Raw genomic sequence first — 16,862 nt, 5'->3', positions numbered from 1 at the left:
GGGTCAGCCGTATCACTCGGCCGGGCACTCGGCGCCGGTCTCGATCCAGGCGGCGATCAGCGCGCCGAACCCGGCCTGGGTGCCGGGGGCGGGCCGCCGCCCTTCGCCCGGATGCCATGCCCAGGCCACGAGATGGTCCTCGGCCAGGTGCTGCCGGATCTGGGCCAGGCTGCGGCCGCCGTTGCGCTCGGGATCCTTGAGCTGCCGGCAGATGTAGCCGAGCGAATGCCCCTGCCAGCCCATGCTGTCCGGCGCCAGCGACCAGTGCGCGTTGCCGGGGATGGACCGCAGGCGGCTGCCCACGATGGGCGTGTTCTCCGCCCGGTGGCAGGCGCTGCACGCCAGGCCGTCCACCCCGATGCGGCTGGCGCCCGCCTGCATGAACGGCACATGCGGATGCAGGTCGTCGCCCTGCGTCGGCCGGCCCGTGACCGGGTGGCAGTTCATGCAGCGCGGGTCGGTGATGACCTTCGCCGCCTCGGTGAAGAGGGCGCGTGACCGGTCGCCGGCATTCGCGATCGACTGGAACGCGGCGACATCCTTCAGTGTCCGGCTCGGATCCTGCTGCGCCGTGTCGGCGACGCCGGATCCGATCCCGAGCGTGATGGCGGCGGAGGCGAGCGAGGCCAGGAGCACCAGCCCGATCCGGCGTGAGCGCGGCGGCATCCTTACGCCCTCCTCAGCTGGCTCGTGTCGAGCGGCAGGTCCCGCAGGCGCCTGCCGGTGGCGGCGAAGATCGCGTTCATCAGGGCCGGGGCCACGCCTGGCGTGCCGAGCTCGCCGACGCCGCCCGGCGGCTCGGTGCTGGGGACGATATGGACCTCGATCGGCGGGCACTCATGGATGCGCAGGACCGGCGAGTCGTCGAAATTGCCCTCGACCACGGCCCCGCCGGCGATGGTGAGGCGGCCGTAGAGCGCCGCGCTGAGGCCGTAGACGATGCCGCTCTCGACCTGCTGCCGCAGGATGTCGGGGTTGACGGCCTGCCCGCAATCGACGGCGCAGACCATGCGCTCGACCTTCAAGGTGCCGTCCTTGGCGACATGCACCTGGGCGACCAGCGCGGCGAAGCTGCCGAAATCCGCCAGCACGGCCACGCCGCGGCCGCGATCGGCATCGAGCGGCGTGCCCCATCCAGAGTGCTCGGCCGCCAGGTCCAGCACGCCGCGCAGCCGCGGCGCCTTGCCCAGCAGCTGGCGGCGGTATTCCACCGGGTCGCGGCCGGCGAGATGCGCCGCCTCGTCGATCCCGCCCTCGACCGCCGGGGCGTTGCGGGTGGGACCGACGCCGCGCCAGTTGCCCGTCAGCATGCCCTCGGGCCCCTCGTGCCGGACGAACTCGACCCGCTTGTTCGGGATGTCGTAGGGGCTCTCGGCGCCGCCGGTGATGTCGAGGTCGATGCCGTCCTTGAACAGGATCGGCAGGAACCGCGCCATGATCGCCGGGCCGACCACGCGATGGCGCCAGGAAACCGGCATCCCGTCGGGCCCCAGCCTGACGTCGAGCCGGCTGCGGTTGAGGTAGCGGTAGGAGTCGTGGCGGATGTCCTCCTCGCGGCTCCAGACCACCTGCACCGGACCGTCCACCTGCTGCGCCACCCGGGTCGCCACGATCACGTTGTCATGGTCGAGGCGCCGGCCGAAGCCGCCGCCCAGCAGGTGGTTGTGGACCACCACCTTCTCGACCGGCAGGCCGGTGACCTGCGCCGCGGCCTGTCGGGCGCGGCCCGCCACCTGGGTGCCGACCCAGATATCGCAGGCGTCCGGGCGCACATGGACCGTGCAGTTCATCGGCTCCATGGCGGTGTGGGCGAGGATCGGCATGCGATAGACGACTTCGATGCCGCGGGACGCGGCGGCCTCGGCGCCGGCGGCATCGCCGCTTTCGTGCGCCACCAGGGCTGCGCCGCTGGTCATGGCGCCATCGATGCGGCGTTCGAGCTCGGCCGTCGTCAGCCCGCCATTCGCCCCCGGATCCCAGGTGATGCGCAGCGCGGCGAGCCCCTTGCGGGCGGCCCCCGTGTTGTCGGCCACGACGGCGACCGCATCGCTCAGCCGGACCACCTGGCGCACGCCCCTGACCCGCAACGCGTCGCCGTCCTCCACCGCCTTCAGCGTTCCGCCGAAGGTGGGGCAGATGGCCAGCGCCGCGAAGCGGACGCCGGGCGGATGGGCGTCGAGGCCGAACAGGGCCCCGCCGTTCACCTTGTCCGGGGTGTCGAGGCGCGGCGACGGCTTGCCGATCAGCCTGTACTCCGCTGCCGGCTTCAGCGCGACCTGCTGCGGCACCGGCTCCTGCGCGGCCTTGGCGGCGAGCGCGCCATAGGCGATGCGGCGGCCGCTTTCGGGATGGACCACCTCGCCGGCCTCGGCCCGGCAGGCCGAGGCGGGGACGCCCCAGTCCCGCGCGGCGGCGGCGACCAGCATCGTGCGGGCCGCGGCGCCGGCCCGGCGCATCGGCTCCCAGAAGCCGCGGATGGTGACCGAGCCGCCGGTGACCTGGTCGCCGAGCATGGGATGCGCATAGCGCGAGGGATCGGCGGGCGCCGGGACGACCCGGATCTGCTCCAGCGCGACTTCCAGCTCCTCGGCGATCAGCGTGGCGATGCCGGTGTAGACGCCCTGGCCCATCTCGGCGGAAGGGATCACCAGCTCGATCGGGCCCGCCTGCGGAATCCGGATGAACGGGTTGGGGATGAACGGCTCGGCAGCCGCAGCGAAGCGCGGCCCGATGACGAGGCTGCCGCCCGCCAGGGCCGCGGAGATCAGGAAGGACCGGCGCGAGAGCTGGCCGGACACGGTGGCGGCGAAAACGCCCATGTCAGCGGCCCTCCTCGGTCAGCGCCAGGCCGGCGGCGCGCTTGATCGCCGCGCGGATGCGCGGATAGGTGCCGCAGCGGCAGATGTTGCCGGCCATCACGGCATCGATGTCCGCGTCGGTCGGCGACGGGTTGATCGCGAGCAGGGCCGTCGCCGACATGATCTGGCCGGACTGGCAGTAGCCGCACTGGACGACCTCCTCGGCGAGCCAGGCCCGCTGGATGCGGGCGCCCGTCTCGGTGTCGCCGACCGCCTCGATGGTGGTGATCGCGGAGGACGCGGCGTCCGCGACGGAGGTGACGCAGGACCGCACTGCCTGCCCGTCCAGATGGACCGTGCAGGCGCCGCACATGGCGATGCCGCAGCCGAACTTGGTCCCGGTCAGCCCGATGACGTCCCGCAGCACCCACAGCAGCGGAATGTCTCCATCCACATCGACCGAATGGGATTTGCCATTGACGTTGAGCGCATAGGGCATCCAGGGCTCCTTTCGGACGAGCCCAGCGTCCGGCCAGTCGAGGGAATCGACGCCGGCCTGCCGAGGCGGGAAAGGACTTCATTACGAGAATGCCGTCCTTGCCGCCGTTCGCGGATTTCGGTGTTTGTCGCAAGATTGCGACGGCATGAGACCGCTCGCCCGCAGCGGGCAACGGCGTGGCCGGACCCGTTCCGGCTCGCAGGAGGTGCAGGTCGGGACTGGCGCCGGACGCGGCTTTCGGCGACATTTGAGACCTCGCCACATCCAGCCAAGGTCGCCTCGATTGGCCCGGCCCCGCCAGAGCGCTGGAAATTCAAAGGGCGCCGATCAGGCCGGGGACCCGCAGCCGACGGCGTTCGCCCCTCGCACCGCGTTCGAGCTCTGCGCCGGGGTGATCGCCGGGCCGCTGCCGACCGTCGCGGAAATCCCCGAGCGCGAGACGCTGATCACCACCCGCTGGCTGCATCTGGAGATGCACGAGCCGATGCCGGGGCTGCCGGCGCATACGATCGGCACCTATTACGGCCCGCCGTCGCCCCGGGTCTGGCGGCGCGGGCGGATGCGCCTGGCCGGCGTCGGGCGCCCGGGGACCATCACGATCGTGCCGGCCGGCTGGGACGGGGATTGGGACATCGATGTCGCGTCGCCCCTGTCCTATGCGATGCTGAGCGATGCCCGCCTCCAGGGGTTCGCCGAACCCCTCACCCGCGGCCGCCGGGTGGAACTGGCGCCCCGCCTCGGCGAAGCGGATCCGGTCGGCGCGCACATCCTGCGCGCGCTCAGCCGCGAGGCGACCCATCCCGACCCGTCCCGCCGCCTGTTCGTCGAACAGGGGCTCGACCTGCTGTGCACGCATCTGTTGCGGACCCATTCCACCCTCGGCCAGGCGCCGGCAGCGCTGCCGCGGCGAGGGCTGCCGCATTGGCAGGTCCGGCGAGTCACCGATTACATGGCCGACCGTCTGGACCAGGCCATCGGCCTCGACGAGCTCGCCGCACTGACGTCCCTGAGCCGGTCGCATTTCTGCACGGCCTTCCGCCATGCCACGGGGCGCACGCCGCATGAATGGCTGACCGGGCTGCGTGTGGAGCAGGCTCGGCAGCTGTTGCGGGATCCCCGGATCCGCATCACGGACATCGCGCTGGCGGTGGGCTACCAGACTCCTTCAGCCTTCACCGCCGCGTTCCGGCGCCACACCGGCTCAACGCCGTCGGATTATCGCCGCAGCCTCGAGCCCCATGCCGGCGTCAGGGCGTGACGGCTTCCGCCTTGGCCGGCAGCCCGGTGCCCTTCCGGAGGGCTCCGAAGCCGACCGCCGGGGCATGACGCGGCGTCGCCGCCTCGGCGAAATAGGCGATGGTCCGGCGCAGACCCTGTTCCAGCGCGATCCGCGGCGCCCAGCCGAGCAGCGCCTTCGCCCGCGCGATGTCCGGCCGGCGCCGCTGCGGGTCGTCCACCGGCAGGGGCTTCCGCACGATGCGGGAGCGCGATCCGGTCAGCGCCAGGACGTGCGTCACCAGCTGGCGCACCGTCAGCTCCGCCGGATTGCCCAGGTTGACGGGACCGCCAGGCGAGGCGCGGCACGCCATCAGCCGCACCAGCCCGTCGACCAGGTCGTCGACATAGCAGAAGGAGCGCGTCTGCTCGCCGGTGCCGTAGACGGTGACGTCGTCGCCCGCCAGCGCCTGGGTGATGACGTTCGACACCACCCGCCCGTCATCGGCCCGCATCCGCGGACCGTAGGTGTTGAAGATCCGCGCCACCCGCACCTCGGCCCGGCCGGTGCGCGCGAAGTCGAAGGTCAGCGTCTCCGCCGCGCGCTTGCCCTCGTCGTAGCAGGCGCGCGGACCGGTCGGGTTGACATGGCCCCAATAGCTCTCGGCCTGCGGATGCACCTCCGGGTCGCCATAGACCTCGCTGGTCGAGGCCAGCAGGAAGCGCGCCCCCTTGCGCTCGGCCAGGGCCAGCAGGTTGCGGGTGCCCAGCACGCTGGTCAGCATCGTATGCTCGGGGTCGGACTGGTACTGCGGCGGCGAGGCGGCGCAGGCGAGGTTGAAGACCAGATCGACCGATCCCCGGGCCAGTGAGGCGGGCGTCGGCGCGATCACGTCGGCTTCGACCAGGTCGAAGCGCGGGTCGCGCGCCAGGTGCCGCAGATTGTCCCGCCGGCCGGTGCGTAAATTGTCGAGGCAGAGGACCCGAAATCCATCCGCGAGCAGGGCGTCGCAGAGATGGGATCCGATGAAGCCGGCACCCCCGGCGACGATGGCGGTGCGCTGTTTGCCGTTCCTCATGATCATCCTCTCTCGTTGACGCCGGGCCGCTACTTCACCAGCCGGAGATGCGGCCGAGCCCCGCGGCTCCGGCCTTGTCCGCCCCCGGTCGCGGCGGCGCGGACCGGGCGCTGGCGGGCCAGCCCGTCGATCCGGCGCCGCAGCACCTCCTCCAGCCCCGCCGCGCGGCGGTCGGAGGAGTGCTCGGCCAGCACGCGCCGCCGGGCCGCCTCGCCGATGCCGCGGCGCTGCGGCTCGGGGCAGCGGGTTAGCAGCTCGATGACTTGGTCGCCGTCATGGGCGAGGCAGAGCTCGGCCCCGGGCGTGAAGATCGATTCGATGCCGAGCCAGGGATCGGAGATGATCGGCGTGCCGCAGGCCGCCGCCTCGAACAGCCGCACGCTCGGGCTGTAGCCGGCGCGGACCATGTCGGCGCGGGTGACGTTCAGGGTGAAGCGGCAGGCGTTGTAGAAGCTGCAATGCTCGTTCGCCGGCACATGCTCGATGCGCGTGACGTTGGCGGGCCAGCGGATATCGCGCGGGAACTGCGACCCGGCGACGACGAAGCGCAGATCCGGCAGCGCCCGCGCCGGCTTCAGCAGCAGCTTGTCCAGTGTCGGCTGACGGTCGGGACTGTAGGTGCCGAGATAGCCGAGGTCATAGCGCAAGGATGCCGCCGGATCGGGCCGGTAGGCCTCGGCGTCGACCGAGCAGTACAGCGGATGCGCCTCCGCCGCGCCGTAGCGATGCACCAGATGCGCCAGCGTCGGCCCGCCGGTGAAGGAGAGATACAGGCCGAAGCCGGGAATCAGCTCGGGCGACAGGTACTCGAAATCGTCGCGTTCCAGCTTCGCCAGCGTCACCGGCGTGTCGATGTCGTAGAAGGCGGTCACCCCGGCGGCGACGCTCTGCACCCAGGCCGAGACGGCCACGCCGTCGGCGACATAGGACCCGACGATCACGGCGTCGGCCTCGGCGACCTCCGCGCGATAGGCCGAGAGCCCGGCCGGGTCCGGATACAGCGCCAGCCGGCAGAAATCCGGGGCCGGCAGGTCGCGGTTCTCGGCGTACCAGGGCTGGTCCTGCTCCAGGAACAGGATGTCGTGGCCGCGCCGCGCCAGGGCCCGCAGCAGCGCCCGGTAGGTGGTGGCGTGGCCGTTGCCCCAGGAAGAGGAGAGGCTGAGCCCGATGAAGACGAGGCGCAGGGGGCGGCTCATGCGGCGGTCCTTTCGCGCTTCGCCGCGGCCGCTTCGCGCAGCAGCGCGTCGACCTGGGCGCCGCGGCGGGAATAGGTGTGCTCGGCCAGGATCCGGGCCCGGGCGGCCGCGCCGATGGCCTGCGACCGCCCGCGGTCCAGCGCCTGCAGATGCGCCGCCACCTCGGCGCCGTCGCGGGCGACCAGCACCTCTTCGTCGGGCTTCAGGAACAGCTCGATGCCCTCCCAGGCATCGGTGATCAGGCAGCCGCCGGCGCCCGCCGCTTCGAACACGCGTGTGGCGGGCGAGAAACCGGTCGCCGCCATGCTGTCGCGGGCGATGTTCAGCACCGCCAGCGGGGTCGCGTTGAAGGCGTTGTGGTCGCCGGTGCCGACATGGCCGATCCAGCGCACATTGCGCGGCATGGCGCGACCCTCCCAGCCGGCGCCGCCGATCAGGAAGCGGCGGTCGGGCAGCCGCGCCGCCGGCGCCAGCAGGAAGGCCGCCACCCGGGCCTCGCGGTCCGGCAGCCGGTTGCCCAGGAAGGCCAGGTCGCAATCGAAGCGCGGATCCGCCGGCACCGGGAAATGCGTCTCGGGGTCGAGGGCGTTGTAGATCGGCACGCAGCGCCGGGCGCCGAGCGCCTCATAGGCCGCGACCACCGGCGGGCCGCCGCCATAGGTCAGCACCATGTCCAGCCCCGGCAGGGCGCGGCGCAGCGGATGGTCGGGGCCGCCGCGCTGCAGCTCGGCCAGGGTCGCCGGGGCGTCGACGTCCCAGAAGATCCGGATCGCCTCCGGCCGCGCCGCCGCCATCGTGCCCTCGATCAGCAGCTCGTCGAACACGCCGACGCCGCTGGCCTTCACCACCACATCGGCCAGCGCCGCCTCGGCGACCACGCCCCGCAGCGCCTCCTCGCTCGCCGGATAGACGCGGACCTCGGCCCAGTCGGGCGGGTCGATGTCGCGATGGGCCTGCCGGTCGAAGGCGTCGGGCTCGTAGAAGGTGATCCGGTGGCCGCGGCCGGCCAGGTCGCGCAGCAGGCCGCGGTAATAAGTGGCGGCGCCGTTCCAGTAGGAGGACAGCAGGCTGGATCCGTAGAAGGCGATCCTCATGCGACGGACTCCATCGGGGTGGCGGTGCGCAGCCGGGCCAGGATCGCCAGCAGCTCGCGCATCCGGTGAGCGCAGCTGTGCCGGGCGCGGATCGTCTCCAGGCCGCTGGCGGCCAGGCTGCGGCGCAGCTCGGGATCGTCGCGCAGGGCGGCCAGGTGGCGGGCCATCTCCGCGCCGTCCTCCGCGACCAGATAATCCTCGTCGGGCCGGAACAGGCCTTCGGTGTCGTGCCAGGGGGCGCAGGCCAGCGGGATGCCGCAGGCCAGGGCCTCGAACACCCGGATCGTCGGGATGCCTGGCAGCCGCTCGACATAGAAGCGGCGGGGCACGTGCACCGTGGCCAGGTATCGGGCAAAGGCCGCCGGCACATCCGCATTGGCGAGCCAGCCATGGTAGCGCGCGCCCTCGGCGGCCAGGCGGGCCAGCGCCTCCGGCGGATAGCGCACGCCGTGGATGTCGAGCGGCAGCCCGGCGGCCCGCGCCGGCTGGAACAGGAAGGTGTCGAGCTCGGCGCTGCGCTCCTCGTCGCCCCAGTTGCCGACCCAGATCAGGCCGGCGCGCGGACCGTCCTTGTCCGGCGGCCGGAACAGGCGGGTATCGGCGGCCTCGTGCCAGACGAAGGCGCGGCGGCCCCAGCCCCAGCGCCGGTAGACCTCGGCCAGGGCAGCGCCGAAGGCCAGAACGCCGTCATAGCCGTCGAGGTCGAAGCGATGGATCGCCTCGGGATCGCTGACGGCGCGGTGATGGGTGTCGTGGAACAGGGCGGTGAAGCGGGCGCCCCGCCGGCGCAGACGGCCGATCGCCGCCACCAGCGCGGGGTCGTTCCATTCATGCACGATCACGGCATCGGCGCCGTCCAGCGCCCGCTCCAGGTCGAGATCCGGCTCATAGGCGGTCGAGGACAGCTCCGGATAGGCTCGCTGCCAGGCGGCCAGCGCGTCCTCGCCGTGGTCGCGCAGCAGGTTCGCCAGGCTCCAGGCCCCGGCCGGCTCGTAGACCGCCACCTCGTGCCCGGCCTGGACCAGCTCGCGCAGCACGCCGCGCAGGAAATGGGCGTTGCCGTGGTTCCAGCAGGAGCGCAGGGAATGGGTGAAGTAGACCAGCTTCATTCCGCCGCCTCCTTCGCGGGCCGGCGCGCCGCCGTGGCGGCGAGGCCGCGATAGAGGCCGGCCATCCGGTCGGCCATGGCGGCGATGGTGTAGCGCGCCGCCCGCCGGCGCGCGGCGTCCCCCAGACGCTGCCGCAGGCCGCGGTCGGCCAGCACCCGGCCGAGGGCAGCGGCGACCGCCGCCTCGTCGCGCGGCGGCACGAAGACCGCGGCGTCGGCCCACAGCTCGCGGAAGGTCGGGATGTCGGACAGCACCAGGGCGCAGCCGGCCTGGGCCGCCTCCAGCACCGCCAGGCCGAAGGGTTCGAACAGCGCGGTGGACGCGAAGACCGGCCGCCGGGCCAGGCAGTCGCGCATCGCCTCGCCGCCGAGCGTGCCGAGGCACAGCGCGTGGCGCGGCGCCACGCGGGCGCCGTTCGGTCCCGCCAGCGGCCCGGCCAGCAGCAGCCGGACGCCGAGCCGGGCCGCCGCGCCGTCCAAGGCCTGGACGTTCTTGCCCTCGTCCCACAGCCGGCCGGCGCTGAACACGAACTCCGCCGGCTCCGCCGCGGCTTCGGCCTCGGGCGGGTCCGCACGGCCGTTCCAGACCGCGGCGGGCAGGGCCGGCAGCCCGTACGCCGCCCGCGTGGCCCGGGCGAAGGCGCGGCTGGGCGCCACCACCGCGTCGGCCGCATGCAGGCCGCGGCGGACCAGCGCGGCCCGCCAGGCGAAATCGTCGGGCAGCGGGCCCGTCCGCACGCCCGCCCACCAGGTGGCGACGCAGGAATGATGGACGGCGACGGTCGGTACCGGGAACATCGTCCCGGCGGCCAGGGCCGGGCTGTTCAACTGCACGATCCCGGCGCCGGTCTCGACCGCCAGCGCGGCGATGCGGCGGCCGGCGGCCTCGACCTCCTGCGGCCGCCCGGCCAGCCAGTCGAGCGGCAGCGCCGTCTCCACGAGCTGAAGCCCCGGCACCAGACCGGCGGACCAGCGCTGGTCCTCGTCCGGCAGCGGGCCGAGCACGGCCAGCGTGGTCTGGACGCCGTGGCGGCGGGCCAAGGCCGCGGCGAGATCCAGCGCGTAGGGCCAGACCCCGCCGACCGCGTCCGCCGTCATCAGCAGCCGGCGGGGAAGGCTCACGCCGGTCCGCACGCTGCCTCCAATTCTCTCAGGGGCAGGGGCCGTTCGTCCTGGATGTCGCTGAAATGGTCGAACTGGCGCAGATAGTGCTCATGCGCCCGCTCCCAGGCCCGGCTGTCCGGCTGGCCCCAGAGGCGCCGGTAGTCGGGCGAGCTGGGATAGGGGTACAGCGGCACCGGGTCGTTGGCCCAGACGCCGTTCCGCTGCAGCCTGTCGCGCCAGGCGGCGATCATCTCCGCATCGTCGTCGGCGGTCTTGATCAGATTGGCCTGGACGAAGGGCACGCTGCGGCGGGCGTAGAGCAGCCGGTCGGCCAGCTCGTCGGTCGACAGCTTGCAGTTCTTGGTCAGCAGGTCGCGGCCCTCGCGGGTCAGGCTCTCGACCCCGGCCTCGATCGACACGCAGCCGGCCCGGCCCAGCAGGTCCAGCATCTCCGGCTTCCACAGGTCGATGCGCATCTGCACGCCGAACTCGACCGGGCGGTCGACCAGCGCCTCCAGCAGCGGCTTCTGCGGCAGGAAGATCTCGTCGACGAAGTAGAGATAGGTCGCGCCCTGCGCGATCAGCCCGTCGATCTCGTCCAGCAGGATCGGCAGCTCGCGCCGGCGATAGGCGTCGCGGAACTCGTTCTTGGCGCAGAAGCTGCAGTGATAGGGGCAGCCGCGCGACGCCTCGACCTCGGCGCCCGGTCCGTGCGCTTCGGTGCCGAAGCGGTGGTGGTGATGGTCGTGGCGCCGGACCCAGTCGTCGGGCCAGCGCAGCGCCGGCTGGTCGGTGAAGCGGCTGGCGTTCAGACCGCCGTTGACGACGACCTCGCCGCCCTCGCGGAAGGCGATCGACGGCACCTGCCGCAGATCCGGCCCGTCGGCCAGCGCCGCCACCACCTCCTCGCATTCGCCGCGCACGACGATGTCGGCGCCGAGCTTGCGCAGCGTGGTCTCGGGCGTGACCGAGGCGTGCGGGCCGACCGCCACGGTGCGGCCGCCGCGGCCGTCCAGCGCGACGATGAACTCGCGCGGGACGCGCAGCTCCGGCGGGGCGCAGCGCCAGAACAGGTAGGTCGGGGCCGTGGTGACGACCGTCATGTCCGGCCCGAAGGCCGCGGTCTCGTCGGCCAGCTCCTGCATCTCCGTGCCGCAGAGATGGCCGTCGAGCATCAGCACCCGGTGCCCGGCGGCTTCGAGCAGCGCCTTGGAATAGCCGAGCTCGAGCGGCAGATGCGGTTCCCGGCAGCCGAAATAGATGCTGTGGTCGTAGCGCCAGGGCGGGTTGATCAGGGCGATCTTCACGAGATGGCCTCCGCTCGCTGTTCGCGGGGATCGGGGATGGCGGGGATGTCGCCGACGGGATTGCGGCGCAGCCAGTCGGCCAGCCGGCCCAGCCCGTCGCGCCAGGGCAGAGGCTCCGGCAGGGCCAGGGCTTGCCGGACGCGGCCGATATCCGAGACGTAGTAGCGCTGGTCGCCGGCCCGCCAGTCGCGGAACTCGATATTCACCGAACGCCCGGTCAGCGTTTCGATGTGGCGGATCAGCTCCCGCAGGCTGACGGCGTTGGCCGGGCCGCCGCCCAGGTTGAAGGCCTGGCCGCGCACCGCCGCGATGCGCCGCCAGGCCGCGACATAGGCCTCGACCGCGTCGTCGACGAACAGGATGTCGCGCACCTGCCGGCCGTCGCCGAAGATGGTGATCGGCCGGCCGTCCAGGGCGCGGATCAGGAAATGCGCGACCCAGCCCTGGTCCTCGGTGCCCATCTGGTGCGGGCCGTAGATGCAGCTCATGCGCAGCACCGCCGTCGGCATGCCGAAGCTGCGGGCGTGGTCCAGCACATACTGGTCGGCGGCGCCCTTGGAGCAGCCATAGGGCGTGTGGAAGTCCAGCCGGCGGTCCTCGCCGATGCCGCGGCCGCGCAGGGCCGCATCGGCCGGCCGGTAGGCGTCGCCCGCCTGTTCCAGCCCGATATCGGCCAGGTCGCCATAGACCTTGTTGGTGCTGGCGAAGACCAGCGGCGCGCCAGGATTGTGCCGGCGCAGCGCCTCCAGCAGGCGCAGCGTGCCGGCGACATTGACCTCGAAATCGGACCACGGGTCGTCCAGGCTGGTGGTCACTGCGACCTGGCCGGCCAGGTGGAACACCGCCTGCGCCTTCCGCGCCGCGGCGGCCACGGCATCGCCGTCGCGCAGGTCGTCGATGACGGCGGAGATCCGGCCGGGATGGGTCCGGCGCAGCCAGTCGAGGTTGCGCTCCACCCCCGGCCGGGCCAGCGCGTCCAGAACCAGCACGTGGTGGCCGTCGCGGGCCAGCCGGTCGGCCAGGTTGCAGCCGATGAAGCCGGCCCCGCCGGTCACCAGGACGGGCCGCAGGCCGGTCACGGCGGGAGAGGGCCTGCTCATGCCACCAGCCCGCGGGATTCGAGCTCGCGCCGCGCCTCCGCCACCCGGTCCACCGCCTGCTGGGCGGCGACCCATTCGGCCAGCTCGGCCAGCCCTTCGCCGAAATCCTTGGTCGCGGCAAAGCCCAGCTCGGCCTTCGCCTTGCCGATATCGGCGAAGCAGTGGCGCACGTCGCCGATCCGGGCCTTGCCGACCAGCTCCGGCTCCAGCTCCGGCCGGCCCATGGCGTCGGCCAAGGCCTGGGCCGTCTCCAGCACCGTCCGCTCGCGGCCGCTGCCGACATTGAACACGCCGCCCGCCGCCTTCGGATGCTCCAGCGCCAGGGCGAAGGCCTCGGCGACGTCGGAGACATGCACCAGGTCGCGGCGCTGCTGCCCGTCCTCGAACACCAGCGGCCGCTGGCGGTTCAGGATGCGTGATGCAAAGATCGCCAGCACGCCGGTATAGGGGTTCGACAGCGCCTGGCCGGGGCCGTAGACGTTGAACATGCGCAGCGCCGCGGCCTCCATGCCGTAGGCGCCGGCGACGGTCAGGACCAGCCGCTCCTGGCAGTATTTGGTCAGGGCGTAGACCGAGGCCAGCATCGGCCGCTTCCATTCCGGCGTCGGCACCGGGACCAGCGGCCGGCCCTGACGGTCCAGCGGGTCCCAGGGGTCGCCGGGCCGGCGCTCCGGCCGCATCACGTCCTCGACCGGATCACCGTCGGCGGTGCGGTACAGGCCCTCGCCATAGATGCTCATCGACGAGGCGACGACGACGCGGCGCACCGGGTTGGCGATCAGCCGCTGCATCAGGGTGGCGGTGCCCAGGTCGTTGACCGAGACGTAGCGGTCCACCGCATACATGCTTTGGCCGACACCGACCTCGGCGGCGAGGTGGATGACGGAATCGACGCCCTTCAGCGCCCGGGCCACGGCGACCTCGTCGCGCACGTCGCCGACCTGCAGCTCGACATCGCCCGGCGGCGCCTTGGTCCCGCCGGCGCTGCCGTGCACCTGCTCGAGCAGGCTGTCGAGAACGCGCACCCGATGGCCGCGCCGCAGCAGGGCACCGGCCACATGGCTGCCGATGAAGCCCTTTCCGCCGGTGATCAGGATGGTCTCTGCCATGGATCGGCTTCCCCTTCGGATGACGGGCGCGGATGGTCTGCCGAGGCTGGTGCGCGACGGCGCATCCGGACCCGTTGATGGTGCTGTCGCTGTGGCGTTTCGAGCGCGTGACGGGCGCTCACCTAGGGGGGCAACGGGATGGGTACTTACCCGGTTCCACTTCCGCGTTCGGGCCCGCGCCGCTTTACGGACAGGACAGGAAACGGCGCAGATGCCGGGTGTAGCGCGACACCTCCCGATCCAGCCGCGCCGCCTCGTCCGGGTCGTCCGCCGCGGCATCCCGGGCCATGGTGAACGCCCCGAGCTGGAAGGCGGCGTAGCAGGGGGCCAGGACCCTCGACAGCTCCGGATCGACCGGTTGCCGGGCTTCGTGCCCGACCAGGCGTTCCAGCTCGCCCGCCTCCTCCGGGTTCAGGTCGAACTCGACCGCCGCGCCGGCGACGTCCCAGGCGATGTCCTGGCAGCCGACCAGGTCGTGCGCCGCGCAATGGTCGACCGCGTCGGTCTTCAGCAGGGTGCCGTGGCGGTCCAGCAGCCACTCCCAGCGGTGCAGCCGGTTGTCGGTCTCGACCCGGCGGACCCGTCCTTCGAGGCGCCCGGCCGCGCGGGCGAGGCGGCCGAAGGCCCGGCCGGCCTCCTCTCCCAGCGCCTCGGTCGCGTTGTGGCAGAGCATCTCGGCCAGGGTGGAGAGCGTGGCGCCGCTCTCCGGCGCAGCCGGGAAGCGGCGGGCGCGGAAGCCGAGATATGCCGCGAGCCGTCGCAGCAGGGCATGGCGGTCGCCGGCGCGGGGGTCGAGCGGCCGGGCGTCCTCGATCCAGCGCTCGACCAGGAAGCCGCGGCGACAGCCGACCGGCTCGGCGCCGAAGCCGGCATCGTGCAGCGCCTGGGCGCGGCGCAGCTTGTCGCGGCCGTGCCGGCCCAGCCCGGCGAACTTCATCAGGAAGCGGCGGCCGCCCGTGTCCAGGCGGAACTTGCGGCGCTCCTGCTGCCGATGTGCCGGCGGCCAGCGGCCGGGCGGCAGGGCGAGGCCTTCCCGCCAGGCGCCGCCGGACAGATCCTCCAGGCGGCCCGGGCCGCCGACGAGATCCTCGATCCAGCCGCCCAGCCCGTGCCAGGGCTGGCGCGGGCGCAGCGCCAGCGTGTCGAAATCGACCACGTGCCGGGCGGCGCTGCGCCAGCGCTCGCGATGCGCGGGCGAAGCCTGCGGTCCCGGTTCGCCGCCATGGCCGGGGAAGAACCGGATGCGGGTGCGATCGACGCCATGGGCCTCGAGCCAGTCGGCGACCGCGCCGAAGGAGCTGCCGGACAGGCCCGGCCCCTCGTCGACCACGGCATAGGTCGCCGCGGGATCGCGCAGGATGTCGGCGGCGAGGCCGGGATCGACGGCGAGTTCCCGCCGGAACGGGTGGCCGACCGGCCGCACCGAGGCCGGGCCGTGCGCGCCGCAGGCCTCCGCCACCACGGCGCCCAGCGTCAGGCCGATGCTGCGGATGCCGATCACCCGCGGCGGCCGCAGCCCCGCCCGCACGGCAGCCTCCAGATAGGCCTCCGGATACAGGGCATAGAAGGCGAAGCCTTCGGCCAAGCGGCAGCGGATCGCGCCGGGCAAGGCCTGCCGGGCCAGGCCGTCGATCGTCCGGCGCAGCGCCGGATTCTCCGGCTCCTCGGCGAAGCCCGCGGCCCAGGACCGGCGCAGCGCCGCGGCGAGCTCCATCAGCAGCGCCGTCGCCGCGTCGCGGAGCGGGGAGGGCGCGTCCCGGCCGGCGGCCTCGAACTCGGCATCGATCGCACCCTGCGCGAACGCCCCGGCCTCGATCAGCGCCTCGACCAGCCGGTCGTGGCGATCCAGGCCGGTGGCGGCGTCGCGGGCGCGGTCGAGCGCTGCGGCGACGCGGCCGAGCTGTTGCCCCGGCTCCTCCACCCGCACCGCGTCGCCATAGACGAGCATGGCGAGGCCTCAGAGGAACCAGGTCGCCACCAGCCCCGCGCTGGCGGCGAAGATGATCGCGGTCGTGGCCCAGCCGAGGATGGCGATGCCGGGGCTGTTCACCTGGTCGCCCATGATCCGGCGGCTGCCGGTCATCAGCATGATCAGCAGCATCAGGGGCGGGGTCGAGAAGCCCTGGACGATGCCGGACCAGACCAGCGCCTTCATCGGGTTGAAGCCGAGGAAGTTCAGCCCCATCGCCACCAGGGTGAAGCCGGTGATCGCCAGGTAGAACGCCTTCGCCTCCGACGGGCGGGCGTGCAGGCTGTGCTTCCAGCCGAAGGTCTGGGCCAGGTCGTAGGCCGCGCCGGTGGTCATCACCGGCACCGCCAGGAAGCCGACGCCGATGACGCCGGCGGCGAACAGGATGCCGGCGGCGTCGCCCGCCAGGGGGCGCAGCGCCTCCGCCGCCTGGGCCGCGGTGCTGATCTCGGTCTGGCCGGCGGCGTGCAGCGTCGATCCGGTCGACAGGATGATGAAGTACATGATCAGGTTCGAGAAGACCATGCCGACCAGGACGTCGCTGCGGGTGCGGCGCAGCTCGGCGTCGGTGGCGCCGCGGCGCTGCGCCAGGGTGCGGCGGCCCATCTGGATCTCCTCCTCGACCTCCTCGTTCGACTGCCAGGTGTAGAGATAGGCGGACAGCGTGGTGCCGATCACCGCGACCAGCATCGACAGGAACTCGGCGTCGAAGCGGATCCGCGGCACCAGCGTGCCGGCCAGGGTCGCCGCCAGGTCCGGCTTCGCCAGCACCGCGGCGCCGACATAGGCGAGGAGGGCGAGGGCCAGCCAGCGGAACACGTTGCGGATCAGCGCGTAGGACCCCCAGACCTGCAGCGCCAGGATCGCAGCGGTGACCGTGACCACGATCCCGGCGAACGGAACCGGCAGCAGCAGGCCGATCGCCGCCGCCATGCCGCCGATATCGGCCGCGGCCTCGATAGTGTTGCCGATCAGCACGCCGATCAGCGCCGGAACCAGCACCCAGCGCGGGAAGTGGTCGCGGATGACATGGAACAGGCCGCGGCCGGACACCTGGCCGAGCTTGGCGGACAGGTAGACCACCGCGAACATCATCGGCAGCGTCGCCGGGGCGGTCCACAGGAAGGAGGGGCCGAGCGCGGCGCCGGCGCTGGCATAGGTGCCGATCGCCGACGGATCGTCGTCCGCCGCCCCGGTGATCAGCCCCAGGCCGAGCACCCGGAATGCACCCTGGCGGGGCGGGGAGGAGGCGGGGTCGGCGCCGGGTCCCTTGGACACGCGGCG

14 protein-coding genes are annotated in these 16,862 nt (G+C 72.9%); 1 reads left to right on the top strand and 13 read right to left on the bottom strand.

Annotated elements, in window-relative coordinates; translation table 11 throughout:
• Positions 1-12 precede the first annotated feature (12 nt).
• The 3 genes from LG391_RS20665 to LG391_RS20655 are packed head-to-tail and all read right to left on the bottom strand — an operon-like array spanning position 13 to position 3,297.
• Positions 13-666, bottom strand: coding sequence for a hypothetical protein (locus LG391_RS20665; RefSeq protein WP_225769936.1), 654 nt, complete (start codon positions 664-666; stop codon positions 13-15).
• Positions 667-668: 2 nt separating this feature from the next.
• Positions 669-2,819, bottom strand: coding sequence for a xanthine dehydrogenase family protein molybdopterin-binding subunit (locus LG391_RS20660; protein WP_225769935.1), 2,151 nt, complete (start codon positions 2,817-2,819; stop codon positions 669-671).
• 1 nt (position 2,820) lies between these two features.
• On the bottom strand, positions 2,821-3,297 hold the full coding sequence (locus LG391_RS20655) for a (2Fe-2S)-binding protein (protein WP_225769934.1): 477 nt from the start codon (positions 3,295-3,297) through the stop codon (positions 2,821-2,823).
• A gap of 145 nt (positions 3,298-3,442) precedes the next feature.
• On the opposite strand from LG391_RS20655, the gene LG391_RS20650 reads away from it, so the two are divergent.
• The gene (locus tag LG391_RS20650; RefSeq protein WP_225769933.1) at positions 3,443-4,555 is read left to right on the top strand and encodes a helix-turn-helix domain-containing protein; all 1,113 of its coding nucleotides are present in this window, start codon (positions 3,443-3,445) and stop codon (positions 4,553-4,555) included.
• On the opposite strand, the gene LG391_RS20645 is transcribed toward LG391_RS20650, so the two are convergent.
• From LG391_RS20645 to LG391_RS20600, 10 genes are all read right to left on the bottom strand, one after another.
• Complete coding sequence (locus tag LG391_RS20645; RefSeq protein WP_225769932.1) at positions 4,545-5,591, bottom strand: UDP-glucuronic acid decarboxylase family protein; 1,047 nt, start codon at positions 5,589-5,591, stop codon at positions 4,545-4,547. The two genes, LG391_RS20650 and LG391_RS20645, sit on opposite strands and share 11 nt — an antisense overlap.
• Positions 5,592-5,620: 29 nt before the next feature.
• On the bottom strand, positions 5,621-6,787 hold the full coding sequence (locus tag LG391_RS20640) for a glycosyltransferase (protein WP_225769931.1): 1,167 nt from the start codon (positions 6,785-6,787) through the stop codon (positions 5,621-5,623).
• Entirely contained in the window at positions 6,784-7,881 is a 1,098-nt protein-coding gene (locus LG391_RS20635) for a glycosyltransferase (RefSeq protein ID WP_225769930.1), read from the bottom strand. Before LG391_RS20635 ends, LG391_RS20640 begins: the two co-directional genes overlap by 4 nt.
• The gene (locus LG391_RS20630; protein ID WP_225769929.1) at positions 7,878-8,990 is read right to left on the bottom strand and encodes a glycosyltransferase; all 1,113 of its coding nucleotides are present in this window, start codon (positions 8,988-8,990) and stop codon (positions 7,878-7,880) included. The genes LG391_RS20635 and LG391_RS20630 overlap by 4 nt, the downstream gene beginning before the upstream one ends.
• On the bottom strand, positions 8,987-10,111 hold the full coding sequence (locus LG391_RS20625; protein WP_225769928.1) for a glycosyltransferase family 4 protein: 1,125 nt from the start codon (positions 10,109-10,111) through the stop codon (positions 8,987-8,989). Before LG391_RS20625 ends, LG391_RS20630 begins: the two co-directional genes overlap by 4 nt.
• On the bottom strand, positions 10,108-11,400 hold the full coding sequence (locus tag LG391_RS20620; RefSeq protein ID WP_225769927.1) for a TIGR04295 family B12-binding domain-containing radical SAM protein: 1,293 nt from the start codon (positions 11,398-11,400) through the stop codon (positions 10,108-10,110). The genes LG391_RS20625 and LG391_RS20620 overlap by 4 nt, the downstream gene beginning before the upstream one ends.
• Entirely contained in the window at positions 11,397-12,500 is a 1,104-nt protein-coding gene (locus LG391_RS20615) for an NAD-dependent epimerase/dehydratase family protein (protein ID WP_225769926.1), read from the bottom strand. Before LG391_RS20615 ends, LG391_RS20620 begins: the two co-directional genes overlap by 4 nt.
• Positions 12,497-13,609 (bottom strand): NAD(P)-dependent oxidoreductase, encoded by a 1,113-nt coding sequence (locus tag LG391_RS20610; RefSeq protein WP_225769925.1) that lies wholly within the window; start codon positions 13,607-13,609, stop codon positions 12,497-12,499. The genes LG391_RS20615 and LG391_RS20610 overlap by 4 nt, the downstream gene beginning before the upstream one ends.
• Positions 13,610-13,793: 184 nt before the next feature.
• Entirely contained in the window at positions 13,794-15,557 is a 1,764-nt protein-coding gene (locus LG391_RS20605; RefSeq protein WP_225769924.1) for a hypothetical protein, read from the bottom strand.
• Between the two features lie 9 nt (positions 15,558-15,566).
• Positions 15,567-16,856, bottom strand: coding sequence for an Nramp family divalent metal transporter (locus LG391_RS20600; protein ID WP_225769923.1), 1,290 nt, complete (start codon positions 16,854-16,856; stop codon positions 15,567-15,569).
• Between the last annotated feature and the right edge of the window lie 6 nt (positions 16,857-16,862).

It is taken from the genome of Inquilinus sp. Marseille-Q2685 (assembly GCF_916619195.1).
Lineage (GTDB): Bacteria > Pseudomonadota > Alphaproteobacteria > DSM-16000 > Inquilinaceae > Inquilinus.
The sequence above is the reverse complement of the archived record's forward strand: the minus strand, read 5'-3'. Positions and strand labels throughout refer to the sequence as shown.